The following is a 15,675-nucleotide window of genomic DNA, read 5'->3' as shown; positions in this document are numbered from 1 at the left end:
TATCCGACCTTTTGAACAATTACCTACTCTGTAAGAAGAAGTATAAGAAGAAGCATGCTCATTCTAAAGGTTGCGTTCTAACAGTGAGTTGCTTATGATAAAGTGAAACTTTAATCAGTGGGGGGATGTTTATCCCCCGCTGATTATTAGTTGAACCAATCGGGCTTTTACGGGCAGTTGATCCCCAAACTAACTTCTTTGCCTTAGCTGAATTTTGAGGTGGGGGTCTTACTGCCCGTTAATAGCGGGGTAAATGAACAGAAGAGAATATTTTTTAGAATTAAAGGAGACGTTTATGCAAAAGTTTGAACAAGTTGTTTCATATATTGAAAATGGTGAAGCGGAAAAAGGATTACAATTATTAAAAGAACAATTAAAAATTGCAAATGATGAAGAGAAGTATGATATCGCTCGTTACTATCATACACTTGGATTTACAGATGAGGCATTAGCGATTACTGAAGACTTACGTTTACTGTATCCGGAAGAAAGTGAATTCACTGTATTTTTAGCAGAATTATATATTGATCTAGATAAAGAAGATGAAGCGATTGAAGTACTTCATGATATTCCAGAAAATGACGATTTATATGTTCAATCTTTATTACTTGTTGCAGATTTATTCCAAATGCAAGGTTTTGATGATGTAGCAGAGCAAAAACTATTAAAGGCGAAAGAAATGATGCCTGATGAACCTGTTATTACGTTTGGGTTAGCAGAATTATATAGTAGTAAAGGTGAAGAACAAAAGGCAATTACTTATTATGAATCACTATTAGCGGAACATAAAGTAATGGGTGGTGTTGTAATCGCACTTCGTCTTGCAGAAACGTTAAGTGCGATTGGAAACTGGGAAGAGGCGATTTCTTATTATGAAGCAGGCCTAGAGGAACAAAAAGATATTCACTCATTATTTGGATATGCCTTCACATTATACCAAGGTGAAGAATATCAGAGAGCAATCGGTGCTTGGCAAGAACTAAAAGAATTAGACCCTGAGTACGCATCACTGTACATGTATTTAGCGAAAAGCTATGAAAAAGAAGGAATGCTTCAAGAAAGCTATGAAACGCTTCATGAAGGAATTAAAGTAGATGAGCTTTCAGTTCCGTTTTATGTAGAGTTAGCGAACATTGCGGCGAAATTAGGAAAAATAGTAGAAGCAGAGGAAGTTCTTCAAAAAGCACTTGAGTTAGATCCAGGGCATTTAGGCGCAACATTAAAATATGCGTATATCTTAAAAGAACAAGAAAAGTACGAAGATTTAATTGCAATTGTAGAGCGTGCTATTGATAGTGGAGAACCAGATACACAACTACTTTGGGACCTTGCGTATGCAAAAAAACAATTAGAAATGTATTCGGATGCATTAAAACACTATGAAAGTGCATATACTTCTTTTAAGAATCATCCAGACTTCTTAGAAGAATACGGTTATTTCTTATTGGAAGAAGGAAAGCGAAAAGAGGCGAAAGAAGTATTTACCCAGTTATTACAACTAGACCCGACACAAATTCATATTGAAGAGTTGTTATATAATTTAGAGGATTTTTCATAAGTTGGAAGGAAACTGAATGCCGCTTCTTGAATCTAAAAAGAAAAGAGAAAGACAGAGGAGGGACTTAATTGCTATGAATACCCCTGTTTCTGTAAACGAGAAGAAGGATTTTGTAAAATGGTTTTTGAATAATTACCAACTGAAACAGCGTGAATGTGTATGGATTCTGAATTATTTAATGAGTCACGACCAATTGATGCATAAAGTCCACTTCGTAGAGCATGCAAAATATTGTCCGCGTGGCTTAGTGATGTCAGCGAATTGTGTGAAAGACACACCGTTTCACTTTTTTAAACAAAATGTTATGACAACAGATGCTGAAAAATCGTTTCATGATATTCGTTTAAATCGAGATGAGGATATTTATATTCAACTCAACTTTAAATCATCGTTTCAAAATGCGAATTATGTAGCTGTATTAGAAGAAAACCCATATCTACCAAAGCATATTGAAGTAAATGAAAAAGATCGTTTACTTGCAGAAAGGTTTTTGGAAGAAAGTGTATTTTCGTTTAGAAGAGAACGCCTTTTGAAACAAATTGATGAAGCGTTAGATAAGCAAGATAAGGAAGCGTTTCATAGATTAACGGCAGAGTTAAAAACTTTATAGAATGTATTTGGATTAATATTTTTACAAATTTCAGACTTTTATCAAGAAAAACTACCTATATTGGTTAGTTTTTCTTTTTTTACCTCTTTTAGTATGGTTTAATATATATAAAGTGAAAGTTCTGTCATTTGTAAATGAAGGGGGGGAAGAAATTTGAAATGGATTGTAAAAGATGTGGAACAGTTTGAGCAAGCAAGAGAGTATGTTGATACAGGAGTAATACCGCTTTTATCAATTTCGGCAGCGAAAGAAATAAAAATGGTTGTAGAACAAGGTGAATTTATCGAATTGTTGAGTATGGAATTGGAAAGAGAGTATAAAGGAAGAGTGCTTTTACTGCCTGCTTTTACGTATTTAGTAGAAAGTCAAAAGAATGAAAAAGGTCGTTTGCAAGAATGGACAAATCATTTACGAAGAGAAGGTTTTAAGCATATTGCTTATGTTACAAGTGATTTTTCATGGAAAGAGGATATACAAGAGTTACAGGGAGATTTATTTTGGTTTCCTTCATTAGCATTAGAACAATTTAGTGATCAAGCAAAGAGAGAAGTTATTCATGCACATATAAAAAATATAATGGTGATGTTGGAAGAGAAGTGGGGAAACTCGCAATAAACAGAAAGTTCTTATTATTATGAGTAGTATGATATTGACCTGTGCATGAGCGTATTATATCATGATAGTGTCCTAGTTTTTATTTTTTATATAATTTATCACGAGGGGACAATTTCTGATAGAGGGGGGGAAATTTTCGTGAGCGAGAAAGAACATCGCGTGTCAAGAAGACAATTTTTAAATTACACACTCACAGGGGTAGGAGGCTTTATGGCTGCCGGTATTTTAATGCCGATGACGCGATTTGCGCTTGATCCGGTGTTAAGAAAAGAAGCCGGAACAGATATGGTTGCTGTTGCGCAAGTAAAGGATATTACAACAGAGCCGAAGCGTTTCGATTTTAAAGTGAAGCAGGTTGATGGTTGGTACAAGTCTGAAGAACCAAAATCGGCTTGGGTTCATAAAGATGAAAGCGGAGACATTGTTGCGTTCTCTCCAGTATGTAAACATTTAGGATGTACAGTTAACTGGAATTCGGACAAAGCACATCCGAATCAATTCTTTTGCCCATGTCACGGGGGGCGTTATACAAAAGATGGGATGAACATTAAGGGTACGCCACCCCTTGCTCCGCTTGATGTGTACGAGTCTAAAGTGAAAGATGGAACGCTGTATCTAGGAAAAGCAAAGCCAAGAGGGGGTGCAAAGTAGATGTTAAATAAAATTTATGATTGGGTAGATGAAAGATTAGATATTACACCAATATGGCGTGATATCGCTGATCATGAAGTACCTGAACATGTAAACCCGGCACATCACTTTTCTGCATTCGTCTATTGCTTTGGAGGACTTACCTTTTTCGTTACTGTAATTCAAATTTTATCTGGAATGTTTTTGACGATGTATTATGTGCCTGATATTAAAAATGCTTGGGAATCCGTTTACTATTTACAAAATGAAGTTGCTTATGGGCAAATTGTTCGTGGTATGCACCACTGGGGTGCTAGTCTCGTAATTGTAATGATGTTTTTACATACACTCAGAGTTTTCTTCCAAGGTGCGTATAAAAAGCCCCGTGAGTTAAATTGGATTGTTGGTGTTCTTATTTTCTTTGTTATGTTAGGTCTTGGTTTTACCGGATATTTATTACCGTGGGATATGAAAGCTTTATTTGCTACAAAAGTAGGGATTCAAATTGCAGAGCAAACACCGCTCATTGGTCCTTATATTAAAACATTACTCGCTGGTCATTCCGAAATTGTTGGCGCTCAAACATTAACTCGCTTCTTTGCTATTCACGTCTTCTTCTTACCAGCAGCACTTCTAGGTTTAATGGCCTTCCACTTCATCATGATTCGCAAACAAGGTATTTCCGGTCCACTATAAGAGATTGCTAAATTAAAGGGGAAAGAACTAAAGGAGGGAGATTATGCATCGCGGCAAAGGGATGAAGTTTGTAGGAGATTCTCGGGTACCAGTAGCTCGGAAACCAAATATTCCAAAAGACTATTCTGAATACCCAGGGAAAACAGAAGCATTTTGGCCGAACTTCTTGTTAAAAGAATGGATGGTTGGTGCAGTTTTTTTAATCGGTTATTTATGTTTAACAGTGGCGCATCCGTCGCCACTTGAGAGAATGGCGGATCCAACAGATGCTGGATATATACCACTTCCAGATTGGTATTTCTTATTCTTGTATCAGTTATTAAAGTATTCTTATGCTTCCGGTTCATTTACTGTAATTGGAGCGTTTATTATGCCAGGGATTGCGTTTGGTGCATTACTGTTAGCTCCATTTCTTGATCGAGGTCCAGAAAGACGTCCATTGAAGCGTCCTGTAGCAACTGGATTTATGCTTTTAGCAATTGCATCGATTATCTTTTTAACTTGGGAATCTGTAGCACACCACGACTGGGAAGCTGCAAAGAAACAAGGAGCAATTGTAAAAACAGCGCCAGTTGATAAAAATGATGATGGCTATAAATTAATGCAAAAAAATACTTGTTTAACATGTCATGGTGACAACTTACAGGGCGGGGCGGCAGCACCAGCACTGCAAAACTTAACTTTAAAGCCAGAAGAAATTGCTAAAATTGCGAAAGATGGAAAAGGTTCCATGCCTAAAGGTGTATTTAAAGGTACAGATGAGGAACTGAAGAAGCTTTCGGAATTCGTTGCAAAGTATAATAAAAAATAATAAAAAGCTGACTACAAAATTTGTAGTCAGCTTTTCTATTTAGTTGGATGAAGTTTGTTATAATAGAGTAGGATTTAGTGAATGAATTACTTTGCTTGAAAGGTGTTGGACATACAGATTGGTGTACTTGTATGCAATGTTAAGACAACGCTCGGTATTATTATTTTTATTGGTTGTTAACATATTAGGTACAATTTACGGGTTTATATGGTACGGAAATCAATTGAAAGAAACGTCACCTATATTTTGGCCGTTTGTACCAGATAGTCCTATGGCGAGTCTCTTTTTTGTCTTTGTTTTAATTGCTTTTTTGACAAAGAGAAACTGGGGATTAATAGAAGCGCTAGCGATTGTTACTTTAATAAAATATGGTATTTGGGCTGTTGTTGTAAATGCGATTATGATTTACGTAAAAGGTCCTATTGGCCTTATGGGCTACATGTTAATGCTTTCGCACTTTGCGATGGCGGTGCAAGGTGTTTTATATGCTCCATTTTACCGTATAAAAAAATGGCATTTTATAGTAGCGGGTGTGTGGACGTTGCATAACGATGCAATTGATTATTTATTTTGGCAAATGCCGCGATATGGAATTATGCATTTGTTTGTAGAGGAAATTGGTTATTTTACGTTTTGGTTAAGCGTTGCTGTACTATGTATTACATATTATTGTTGCTTACGTGAGCACAGGAAACAATTTTCTTTATGATGGTTAGAACATTTAGGGGGAGAACATGGAGAAAAATAAGAGTGGTACAAAAATATTGGATCGATTGATTACTTTAATTGTTTCATATAGCATAGCATTTTCTATTTTTGCACTTGCAACAACGGCAGTTGTGTATGGAAAATGGCTGTATTATTTTGAAATTGATTTTTTAAATATTCCTGATTTAGCGGATATGACGAAGGATGAAATTAAAAGAAATTACGATGTGCTTATTACATATTTATCCCCGTTTTATGACGGAGCATTACATTTGCCAACATTAGATATGTCTACAAATGGCCGTATTCATTTTGTAGATGTTAAAAATATTTTAGTAAAGATTCAATATGTGATGTATGCGACAATTATGATTGCAGTGATAGGCGGAATTTATTTATTAAAAAAGAAAAATGAAAAGTTTTTACTGCACGGATCGATTTTAACAATCATTTTTCCGATAGCGCTTATGTTACCAATCGCTATTAATTTTGAAAAGAGCTTTGTATTATTCCATAAGCTTTTATTCAGTAATGATTATTGGATGTTTGATATTGAAACGGATCCAGTTATATTAATGCTACCAGAGGAGTTCTTTATGCATGCTGCGTGTGCTATTTTATTATTCATTTTAGGTGGTAGTATACTTTGTTATAGTTTATATAGATATTTCGTAAAAAAGAAAAGGATGTCAAAGAAAAAATTCTCTGCTTAAAGAGAATTTTTTCTTTGTAAAACGATAATATATTTTTCGGTTCAGTTCTGTTCTATTCTTGTCCCAATTAACATATTTTGTACTAGTAGTTATAGGGGGGACCGGGATGAAGAGAACATTAATTGGATTGATAGCATTTCTAATTATAATGTTTCCATTACGTATATATGCTGAAGAGTGGAATGAGCTAACAGGGTTGTTAGATGACTCGTTACAGTTAGTGAAGCGTAATGAAGATGAAAAAGCAGTACAAGTATTACAACTTTTCTCAGAGCAATTTTTAATCAAGGGGAATGAAAAGAAGCAGGAAGTAACACCAGATCAAGTTAGAGTTATTTCTTTAGCTTACGACAAGGCGCAACAATCGCTCTTTGAAGAAGGTTTAGGTAAGCAAGCTAAAATGGATAATGTGCTGGCATTACAACTTGCTGTTGATGCGCAAGTATCGAAATATCAACCGCTTTGGATGGAAAGAGAAAGAAAAGTAATGGATGCCTTTTCTCAAATGGAAAAAGCGATGGAAAAAGAAGATGTTGGGCAGTTTCAACAAACGTTAAATACATTTTTAAATGAATTCAATATTATTTATCCAAGCTTAATGATTGCTTTGCCAGAAAACGAGGTACAGCGTGTAAATGCTCATTTATCTTATTTGGATGAATTTCGTAACGTTATGTTAAAAACGAAAGGCGGCCAAATGCAATTAGGGATTATTAAAGGGGATTTGCAAAAGATATTTCACACAGTAAAAAAGGATGAAATTGCACCCTCTCTCATTTGGTTTATGACAATTACTGGGGGACTTATTTTATTCACATTAACTTATGTTGGATGGAGAAAGTATAAAGGAGAGAGAGAGAAAAGAAAAAGTAATGTACATTCTAAAAATAGATAATGTAATAAGTAAAGATATGGATTGTAAGGTTTATTTATTGACAATAGTGGCAGAAGAAAATAGAATGAGAAGTACTATAATTAAAACTTCAATGGAGGTTCATGATGTTTTATTTAATTTACTTCGCGATCATAATGATCATACCGTTGTATGCACAGTCAAGAGTACGTAGTGCCTATAGCAAGTATTCACAAGTTTATTCAACATCAGGTATGACAGGAGCGGAAGTGGCCCGAAAAATTTTAGATGAAAATGGATTATACAACGTAGCTGTAGAAGAAACACCAGGTCATTTATCAGACCATTATGATCCAACCGCTAAGACGGTTCGATTATCAACAGATAACTATTATGGACATTCAGTTGCTGGTACGGCAGTTGCAGCACATGAAGTAGGACACGCAATTCAAGATGCAAAAGATTACAAATTTATGCGCGTTCGTCATTCGTTAGTGCCAGTTGCAAACTTTGGTTCGAATATGTCTTGGGTTTTCGTCCTAATCGGTATATTTGCACAAATGTCTGGTTTGTTGTTATTAGGTATCATTCTAATGGCAGCAGGTGTTGTGTTCCAGCTCGTTACATTACCAGTTGAGTTTGATGCGTCAAAGCGTGCGATGCAACAAATTGAAGCGTTAGGTATTGTATCAACAGATGAATATGGCCAAGCTCGTAAAGTATTAAATGCGGCAGCATTAACATATGTAGCAGCTGCAGCTGTAGCGGTATTTGAATTATTACGTCTCGTATTAATGTATACTGGTATGCAGCGTAGCGACGACTAAAGACTATCAATTTTGATAGTCTTTTTTTGTTGTGTGGCTTGAATTATATAATGTATTGCAAATAGAAATAATAGAAGTAATGTGGAAAGGCGGTGGGGGGAAATGAAATATCCAGACCATTTAGTAAAACAAGTGAAAGAGCGTAGTGCTCCTTATCAACTAGAAGGTTTTTTAAGTGGACAAGGCCCTGAAAATCCCAAATTTATGTTGTTAGGAGAAGCGCCTGGTGAAACAGAAATTCATAATGGGATTCCGTTTAGCGGGAGGGCGGGAAAACAATTAATGGTTTTTTTAGAGCGTATTCACGTTACAAGGGAAGAAGTATATATTACGAGCGCTGTTCGGAGTAGACCTTATAAATGGCGAGAGAAAAAAGAACGAAATGGTGAAATCATACAAAAAAAGTATAATAGAACGCCAAATCAAGGAGAAATAGTTGCCCATGCGCCTTTATTAGATTATGAATTAGAGAAAATAAATCCGAAGCTTATCGTCACGCTTGGAAATATCGGTCTTCAACGTTTAACAGGAAAAAATAAAAAAATCACAGATGTACATGGGCAATTATTAAAACAGCCCATTCAAAAATTAAAGGATATGCAAAGTGCAGAGTTTATATGGTCAGAGAATGAATATCATGTTTTTCCAACTTTTCATCCAGCTTCTATTTTTTATAATCGGAGTTTATTGGAGCTTATTTATGAGGATTTGGAGAAGCTTAAAAGACTTGTAATAAAAAACTAGAAAAGCTAAGGTGCTTTTCTAGTTACATTTAATTATGTAAAGGGTTTTTATTTTCATCTAACGTAAATCCTTCACCAACTACATCATGTACATCACTTACAGCGACAAAAGCATGAGGATCTACAGACGTAATAATATTTTTTAATTTCACGATTTCATTTTTAGCAACAACGCAATACAGTACGTTACGTTCCATTTTTGTATACGATCCAACAGCCTTTAAAAAGGTTGCTCCGCGCTCCATTTCAGATAAAATTTTGGCAGCAATTTCATCGTTTTTCTCTGAGATAATAGTCGCTCCTTTTGCAGCATAAGCCCCTTCTTGCATAAAATCAATGACTTTAGCACCGATAAAAACAGCAACTAGCGTATACATGCCCTCGCGGTATGATAAATAGGTAAGAATAGAGACTACGATAACGACAGCATCAAACATAAACATTGTTTTTCCCATACTCCAGCCAACATATTTGTGAGCTAGTCGTGCGATAATATCTACACCGCCAGTAGTCCCGCCATATTTAAATATTATTCCAAGGCCGATACCTATAAATGCCCCAGCGAATAAAGCTGCGAGTGTCATATCATTTTGCAAGTTTAAATGTAAGTTTAGCACTTCGTAACGCTGGAAAATCCATAGAAATAAAGATACGCTAAAGGTGCCGATTAATGTATATAAAAATGTCGTTCTGCCAAGTAACCTCCAACCAATAAAAAATATAGGGATATTTAAAATTAAGTTTGAGTAGGAAGGATCAAACTTAAATAAAAAATACAATAATAGTGTAATACCAGTAAACCCACCCTCTGCAAGGTGGTTTTCAATATTGATATTGACAATACCGAAAGAAAATATAGCGGAACCGATTAAAATAAAAATAATATTTCGCATCTTCAATTTTGATGTCATATAGAAATCCCCCTAATTATGTAATGATTGCATTGCTCCGCTGAAACAGTAAAACATAATAATAAGTAATTTCTAGTTGCAACCCGATTGGTGTGCGCTGATTTTTTGCGAAAAGCACATAAAAGAAGTTTCACTTTACCCCGTACCAACGGCTTGTAGGAGATAAAGTTCTGAAGAAAGGCGAACCAGCCGTAGGAACCCGATTAGTTCGGGCTGATCTTTTGCAAAAATCGCAAAAGAAGTTTCACTTTATTATAGTCTATCCAAAAAAGGGTCGCAAATAGGTGTTTGGCGGGGAATAATATTTGTCAAATCGCGATGAATTGGCTAACATGAAAGAGGAAGGATTAGAGGTGAATAGTATGGAAGCAAAAACGATGAAAGATATGCAGAAAGAAGTAGATGCATATATTGGTCAGTTTAAAGAAGGTTATTTCAGTCCGCTTGCAATGATGGCTCGTTTAACGGAAGAAATGGGAGAGCTTGCAAGAGAGGTAAATCATTATTATGGTGAGAAACCGAAGAAAACAACTGAAAAAGAAAATAGTATTGAAGAAGAGCTTGGAGATGTATTATTTGTTATGATTTGTATGGCAAATAGTTTAAATATTGATTTAGAGACAGCACATAACATTGTAATGAACAAATTTAATACACGTGATAAAGATCGCTGGACACGTATTGATGAGGGAGAGAAAGAATAATGAAAGAAATTAAAGTAATTATCGCCGGACCAAGAGGACGTATGGGACATGAAGCAGTCCTTCTTATGGAAAGAACGGAACATTTAAATTTAGTAGCAGCAGTGGATTATAAGCATGGTGGTGAGAAGATTTCTGATTTACCTGGCATGCCAGCATTACATGCACCGATTTACGCTGATTTACATACTTGTTTAGATGAAGTAGAAGCAGATGTGTTGTTAGATTTAACAACACCAGAAGTTGGGAAACAACACGTTACACTTGCAGTTGAGCGTGGACTTCGTTCTGTTATTGGTACAACTGGATTTACAGAAGAAGAATTGGCACGTTTAACAGAGAATGCAAAAGAAAAAGCAGTAGGAACAATTATTGCTCCAAACTTTGCAATTGGTGCAGTTCTTATGATGAAATTCTCACAAATGGCAGCGAAATATTTCCAAGATGTTGAGGTAATTGAATTACATCATGATCAAAAATTAGACGCACCATCTGGTACAGCTGTAAAAACGGTAGAATTAATTCGTCAAAATCGTGAATCAAAGCAGCAAGGTCATCCAAATGAAGTAGAGCAACTAGCAGGTGCACGTGGTGCAAATGTAGACGGTATTCACATTCATAGTGTACGTTTGCCAGGGCTTATTGCACACCAAGAAGTAATGTTTGGTGGAGATGGACAAATGTTAACAGTTCGTCATGATTCATTCAATCGTGCATCATTTATGTCAGGTGTAAAACTATCAATTGAGACAGTAATGAACCTTGATCATCTTGTGTACGGTTTAGAAAATATTATCGACTAAAGGGGAGACAACGGATGAAAATTGCCTTAATCGCACATGACAAAAAGAAAAATGATATGGTTTCGTTTGCATACGCATATAAACCAATTTTTGAGCAACATGAATTATTTGCAACAGGAACGACAGGGCTTCGTATTATGGAAGCGACTGGATTAGTTGTAACAAGATATCAATCTGGCCCTCTTGGTGGAGATCAAGAAATTGGTGCAATGATTGCAAAAAACGATTTAGATATGGTGATTTTCTTCCGCGATCCATTAACAGCACAGCCGCATGAACCGGATGTGAATGCATTGCTTCGTTTATGTGATGTATATGCGATTCCACTTGCAACGAATATGGCAAGTGCTGAAATGTTGATGCACGCATTAGAGCGAGGAGATTTAGATTATCGTAAGTTAAGAAAATGAGGGGAACAATTATGAGTGGATTACATATATTAGCGTTTGGTGCTCATGCCGATGATGTTGAAATCGGCATGGCTGGTACCATCGCTAAATATACAAAGCAAGGGTATGAAGTAGGTATTTGTGATTTAACAGAAGCTGATCTTTCTTCCAATGGAACGATAGAGTTGAGAAAAGAAGAAGCAGAGGTCGCAGCTCGTATAATGGGAGTAAAAACGAGGCTGAATTTAGCGATGCCAGACCGTGGTTTGTATATGAAAGAAGAGTATATACGTGAAATTGTCAAGGTGATCCGTACATATAAACCAAAACTAGTTTTTGCGCCATACTATGAAGATCGTCATCCAGATCATGCAAATTGTGCAAAGCTTGTGGAAGAGGCTATTTTTTCAGCAGGAATCCGTAAATATATGCCGGAACTTTCACCACATCGTGTGGAGTCTTTTTATAATTATATGATTAATGGTTTTCATAAACCGAATTTTTGTATAGATATAAGTGAGTACCTCTCTATAAAGGTGGAAGCATTAGAAGCATATGAAAGTCAATTTTCAACAGGAAGTGATGGTGTTAAGACACCGTTAACAGAAGGATACGTTGAAACTGTGATTGCTCGTGAGAAGATGTTTGGAAAAGAAGTTGGAGTCTTGTATGCCGAGGGATTTATGAGTAAGAAACCGGTTTTATTACATGCTGATTTATTAGGGGGATGTAAATGAAATTAAAAATAGGTATTACATGTTATCCTTCTGTAGGTGGTTCTGGAGTTGTTGGAACAGAATTAGGAAAGCAATTGGCGGAACGCGGGCATGAAATTCACTTTATTACATCGGGTTTACCATTCCGGTTAAATAAAGTATATCCAAACATATATTTTCATGAAGTGACGGTAAGCCAGTACTCTGTATTTCAATATCCACCATACGATTTAGCGTTAGCAAGTAAAATGGCAGAGGTTGCACAAAGAGAAAACTTAGACATTTTACATGTGCATTACGCAATACCACATGCAATTTGTGCATATTTAGCAAAACAAATGATCGGAGAGCGTATTAAAATTGTTACAACCTTGCATGGAACAGATATTACTGTGTTAGGTTCCGACCCTTCGTTAAATAATTTAATTCGTTTTGGTATTGAGCAATCGGATGTTGTTACTGCTGTCTCGCATTCATTAATTAACGAAACGCATGAGCTTGTAAAACCAAGTAAAGAAATTCAAACGGTATATAACTTTATAGACGAACGTGTATATTTCAAACGTAATATGTCTCAATTAAAGAAAGAATACGGTATAAGTGAGAGTGAAAAAGTACTTATTCATATTTCGAATTTCCGTAAAGTGAAACGTGTGCAGGATGTTGTTGAGGCATTTGCTAAAATTGTTAAAGAAGTAGATGCGAAGTTGCTTCTTGTTGGAGACGGACCAGAATTCTGTACGATTTTACAGATAGTGAAGAATTTACATATTGAAGATCGTGTTTTATTCCTAGGGAAGCAAGATAATGTTGCAGAACTACTTGCGATGAGTGATTTAATGTTGCTTCTATCAGAGAAGGAAAGTTTTGGTCTTGTTTTATTAGAAGCAATGGCGTGTGGTGTACCTTGTATCGGAACACGGGTTGGAGGTATTCCAGAGGTTATTCAACACGGGGAAACAGGATATTTATGTGAAGTTGGCGATACAACAGGAGTGGCAAATCAAGCTACTCAGCTATTAAAGGACGAGGAACTTCACCGTAATATGGGAGAACGAGCAAGAGAAAGTGTTTATGAGCAATTTCGCTCAGAAAAAATTGTTTCACAATATGAAACGATTTACTATGACGTACTAAGGGATGACAAAAATGGAAAGATTTAAAAAAGCTAGTTCTATTATTGAGACATTAAAACAACAAGGACATGAGGCTTACTTTGTTGGTGGGAGCGTACGAGATCTTATTATCGATAGGCCGATTGGAGATATTGATATTGCGACATCTGCTTTACCAGAAGAAGTGATGGCTATATTCCCAAGAAATGTTCCTGTTGGTCTTGAGCATGGAACTGTAATTGTTTTAGAAAATGGTGAGCCTTATGAGGTAACTACTTTTCGAACAGAAAGCGAATATGAAGATTTTCGAAGACCTAGTAGTGTTCAATTTGTTCGTTCATTAGAAGAGGATTTAAAACGTCGTGATTTCACGATGAATGCAATTGCTATGACAGAAGAAGGCGAAATGGTTGATTTATTTGCTGGACAGGAAGCCATTCAACAGAGAGAAATTGTGACAGTTGGAAATGCTGCGGATCGTTTTCAAGAAGATGCCCTGCGAATGATGCGTGGTATTCGGTTTGTAAGCGCGTTAGGTTTTTCATTAGAAACGAAAACGAAGCAAGCGATTGAAACGTATGGACATTTGCTAGAACATATAGCAATTGAGCGCATTACAGTAGAGTTTGAGAAATTGTTAACTGGTACATATTGTGTGAAAGGTCTCAAAGAATTAGTAGAGACGAAGCTATTTTCTCATTTGCCATATTTACAAATGTCAGAAGAGAGACTGTTAAAAGCTACGCAGTATAAATGGGATTCTTTCGAAACGGATATTGAGGCGTGGGCATTTTTCTTATATTGTATCGGAGAAGAACATCCATCTGTCTTTTTACGTCAATGGAAGTTTTCGAATAAAAAAATAAAAGATATTGTTGCAGTTTTATTGGCAATCCGTACTAGAAAGGAGAAGGATTGGGATACAGTCCTTCTTTATAAAACGGGAATTTATATCGCTGAAATGGCAGAGAGAGTATATGAAGCGATGATTGAAAGCTATAATCCTACATCTGTTAAACGAGTACAATCAATGTTTCATGCATTGCCAATCCAGGGTCGTCAAGAAATGAATGTGACTGGTAATGATTTATTAAACTGGGCAAACAAAAAGCCTGGTCCGTGGGTTGCTGACATGCTTCAGAAAATCGAGGAAGCAATTGTAAAAGGAAACGTAGTTAATGAGAAAGAGCGTATAAGGGAGTGGCTGCAAGGATGCAATCTACTATAAGAAAGCAGTTATTACAAGTTTTTTCTGAAGCGGATGGCGAGTTTGTATCCGGCCAAACGATTAGTGATAAACTTGGTTGTTCAAGAACTGCTGTGTGGAAACATATGGAAGATCTCCGGAGTGAGGGATATGAACTTGAAGCTGTGCGCCGATTAGGTTACCGAATTGCAAGTAAGCCAGACAAAGTGACTGCTAATGAAATTCAGTTAGGGCTACAAACGAAGCGAATTGGTAGAACAGTGTATTTTGAAGAAACTGTTGAATCAACGCAGCACATTGCAGCAAAACTTGCTTATGAAGGTGCAGAAGAAGGAACTATCGTTGTAGCAGAAGAACAAACAGCGGGAAGAGGTCGTTTAAGCAGAAAATGGCATTCACCAAAAGGAACAGGAATTTGGATGAGTATTATTTTACGCCCATCGATTCCAGTTCATCATGCACCGCAACTTACTTTGTTAGCGGCTGTTAGTGTTGCACAGGCAATTGAAAAATGTACAGGTGTAGGCGTGGGAATAAAATGGCCAAATGATATTTTAATTCAAGGTAAAAAGGCTGTAGGTATATTAACAGAAATGCAAGCGGATCCTGATAAAATTAATGCTGTCATTATGGGCATCGGTATTAATGCGAATCAAAAGCAAGAACATTTTGATGAAGAAATTCAGCACATTGCTACTTCATTAGCGATTGAATCAGGTAAGCCGATTGTTCGTGCAGAACTTATGCAACAAATCTATTTACAACTAGAAAAATTATATGAAGAGTATTTACAAAATGGTTTCTCTGTCATTAAAATTCTTTGGGAAAGTTACGCTGTGAGCATCGGGAAAGAAATTACTGCTCGAACGATGAGAGAGACGATTACGGGGTTAGCGAAAGGAATCACAGAGGATGGTGTATTACTTCTGGAGGATCATGAGGGGAAAGTACATCATATTCATTCTGCAGATATCGAAATTAAGTAAAAGAAGTTCCTCTTTTGGAACTTCTTTTTATTTTAATATTTTTGAGTTGAATTTGTAACATGATAATAAATTCTTTTCATATT

19 protein-coding genes are annotated in these 15,675 nt (G+C 36.2%); 18 read left to right on the top strand and 1 reads right to left on the bottom strand.

Annotated features, from left to right (window positions below):
- The first annotated feature begins 295 nt into the window (after window positions 1-295).
- From MHI28_RS09260 to MHI28_RS09210, 11 genes are all read left to right on the top strand, one after another.
- Window positions 296-1,558 (top strand): tetratricopeptide repeat protein, encoded by a 1,263-nt coding sequence (locus MHI28_RS09260; RefSeq protein ID WP_001168695.1) that lies wholly within the window; start codon window positions 296-298, stop codon window positions 1,556-1,558.
- A gap of 73 nt (window positions 1,559-1,631) precedes the next feature.
- Entirely contained in the window at window positions 1,632-2,168 is a 537-nt protein-coding gene (locus MHI28_RS09255; RefSeq protein ID WP_001095925.1) for a ReoY family proteolytic degradation factor, read from the top strand.
- A gap of 153 nt (window positions 2,169-2,321) precedes the next feature.
- Window positions 2,322-2,783, top strand: a complete 462-nt coding sequence (locus MHI28_RS09250; RefSeq protein WP_000871304.1) for a YpiF family protein — start codon at window positions 2,322-2,324, stop codon at window positions 2,781-2,783.
- A gap of 138 nt (window positions 2,784-2,921) precedes the next feature.
- Window positions 2,922-3,434, top strand: coding sequence for a menaquinol-cytochrome c reductase iron-sulfur subunit (gene qcrA, locus MHI28_RS09245; RefSeq protein WP_001290420.1), 513 nt, complete (start codon window positions 2,922-2,924; stop codon window positions 3,432-3,434).
- Complete coding sequence (gene qcrB, locus MHI28_RS09240; RefSeq protein ID WP_000932700.1) at window positions 3,435-4,109, top strand: menaquinol-cytochrome c reductase cytochrome b subunit; 675 nt, start codon at window positions 3,435-3,437, stop codon at window positions 4,107-4,109.
- Between the two features lie 43 nt (window positions 4,110-4,152).
- Entirely contained in the window at window positions 4,153-4,920 is a 768-nt protein-coding gene (gene qcrC / locus MHI28_RS09235; protein ID WP_000554601.1) for a menaquinol-cytochrome c reductase cytochrome b/c subunit, read from the top strand.
- A gap of 118 nt (window positions 4,921-5,038) precedes the next feature.
- Window positions 5,039-5,629, top strand: coding sequence for a DUF1405 domain-containing protein (locus tag MHI28_RS09230; protein WP_000262838.1), 591 nt, complete (start codon window positions 5,039-5,041; stop codon window positions 5,627-5,629).
- Window positions 5,630-5,654: 25 nt separating this feature from the next.
- The gene (gene lit / locus MHI28_RS09225; RefSeq protein WP_000414366.1) at window positions 5,655-6,341 is read left to right on the top strand and encodes a lipoprotein intramolecular transacylase Lit; all 687 of its coding nucleotides are present in this window, start codon (window positions 5,655-5,657) and stop codon (window positions 6,339-6,341) included.
- A gap of 106 nt (window positions 6,342-6,447) precedes the next feature.
- Window positions 6,448-7,236, top strand: coding sequence for a sporulation protein YpjB (gene ypjB, locus MHI28_RS09220; RefSeq protein WP_000831587.1), 789 nt, complete (start codon window positions 6,448-6,450; stop codon window positions 7,234-7,236).
- A gap of 101 nt (window positions 7,237-7,337) precedes the next feature.
- Complete coding sequence (locus MHI28_RS09215) at window positions 7,338-8,021, top strand: zinc metallopeptidase (RefSeq protein ID WP_003258828.1); 684 nt, start codon at window positions 7,338-7,340, stop codon at window positions 8,019-8,021.
- 102 nt (window positions 8,022-8,123) lie between these two features.
- A complete protein-coding gene (locus MHI28_RS09210) occupies window positions 8,124-8,765 on the top strand; it encodes a uracil-DNA glycosylase (RefSeq protein WP_000876860.1) in 642 nt (213 codons plus the stop codon).
- 28 nt (window positions 8,766-8,793) lie between these two features.
- Here MHI28_RS09210 and MHI28_RS09205 read toward each other — a convergent pair whose 3' ends face one another.
- Window positions 8,794-9,675 (bottom strand): YitT family protein, encoded by an 882-nt coding sequence (locus tag MHI28_RS09205; protein WP_000202120.1) that lies wholly within the window; start codon window positions 9,673-9,675, stop codon window positions 8,794-8,796.
- Between the two features lie 362 nt (window positions 9,676-10,037).
- On the opposite strand from MHI28_RS09205, the gene MHI28_RS09200 reads away from it, so the two are divergent.
- Genes MHI28_RS09200 through MHI28_RS09170 form a run of 7 tightly spaced genes read left to right on the top strand, consistent with a single transcriptional unit; the run spans window position 10,038 to window position 15,592 of the window.
- A complete protein-coding gene (locus MHI28_RS09200; protein ID WP_014894810.1) occupies window positions 10,038-10,379 on the top strand; it encodes a nucleotide pyrophosphohydrolase in 342 nt (113 codons plus the stop codon).
- Complete coding sequence (dapB, locus tag MHI28_RS09195; protein ID WP_000658818.1) at window positions 10,379-11,179, top strand: dihydrodipicolinate reductase; 801 nt, start codon at window positions 10,379-10,381, stop codon at window positions 11,177-11,179. The genes MHI28_RS09200 and dapB overlap by 1 nt, the downstream gene beginning before the upstream one ends.
- Window positions 11,180-11,193: 14 nt before the next feature.
- On the top strand, window positions 11,194-11,589 hold the full coding sequence (mgsA, locus tag MHI28_RS09190; RefSeq protein WP_000684765.1) for a methylglyoxal synthase: 396 nt from the start codon (window positions 11,194-11,196) through the stop codon (window positions 11,587-11,589).
- 11 nt (window positions 11,590-11,600) lie between these two features.
- Window positions 11,601-12,305, top strand: coding sequence for a bacillithiol biosynthesis deacetylase BshB1 (gene bshB1, locus MHI28_RS09185; RefSeq protein WP_000015660.1), 705 nt, complete (start codon window positions 11,601-11,603; stop codon window positions 12,303-12,305).
- Window positions 12,302-13,447, top strand: coding sequence for an N-acetyl-alpha-D-glucosaminyl L-malate synthase BshA (gene bshA / locus MHI28_RS09180; RefSeq protein WP_000768317.1), 1,146 nt, complete (start codon window positions 12,302-12,304; stop codon window positions 13,445-13,447). The genes bshB1 and bshA overlap by 4 nt, the downstream gene beginning before the upstream one ends.
- Window positions 13,434-14,627: a CCA tRNA nucleotidyltransferase gene (locus MHI28_RS09175; RefSeq protein WP_000439312.1), complete on the top strand. Its 1,194-nt coding sequence runs from the start codon at window positions 13,434-13,436 to the stop codon at window positions 14,625-14,627. The genes bshA and MHI28_RS09175 overlap by 14 nt, the downstream gene beginning before the upstream one ends.
- Window positions 14,612-15,592, top strand: coding sequence for a biotin--[acetyl-CoA-carboxylase] ligase (locus MHI28_RS09170; RefSeq protein WP_001192058.1), 981 nt, complete (start codon window positions 14,612-14,614; stop codon window positions 15,590-15,592). Before MHI28_RS09175 ends, MHI28_RS09170 begins: the two co-directional genes overlap by 16 nt.
- Window positions 15,593-15,675: the final 83 nt, after the last annotated feature.

This window comes from Bacillus sp. FSL K6-0268 (assembly GCF_038005425.1).
Classification (GTDB): Bacteria; Bacillota; Bacilli; order Bacillales; family Bacillaceae_G; genus Bacillus_A; species Bacillus_A thuringiensis_S.
This window is presented reverse-complemented; position numbering and strand designations above follow the sequence as displayed.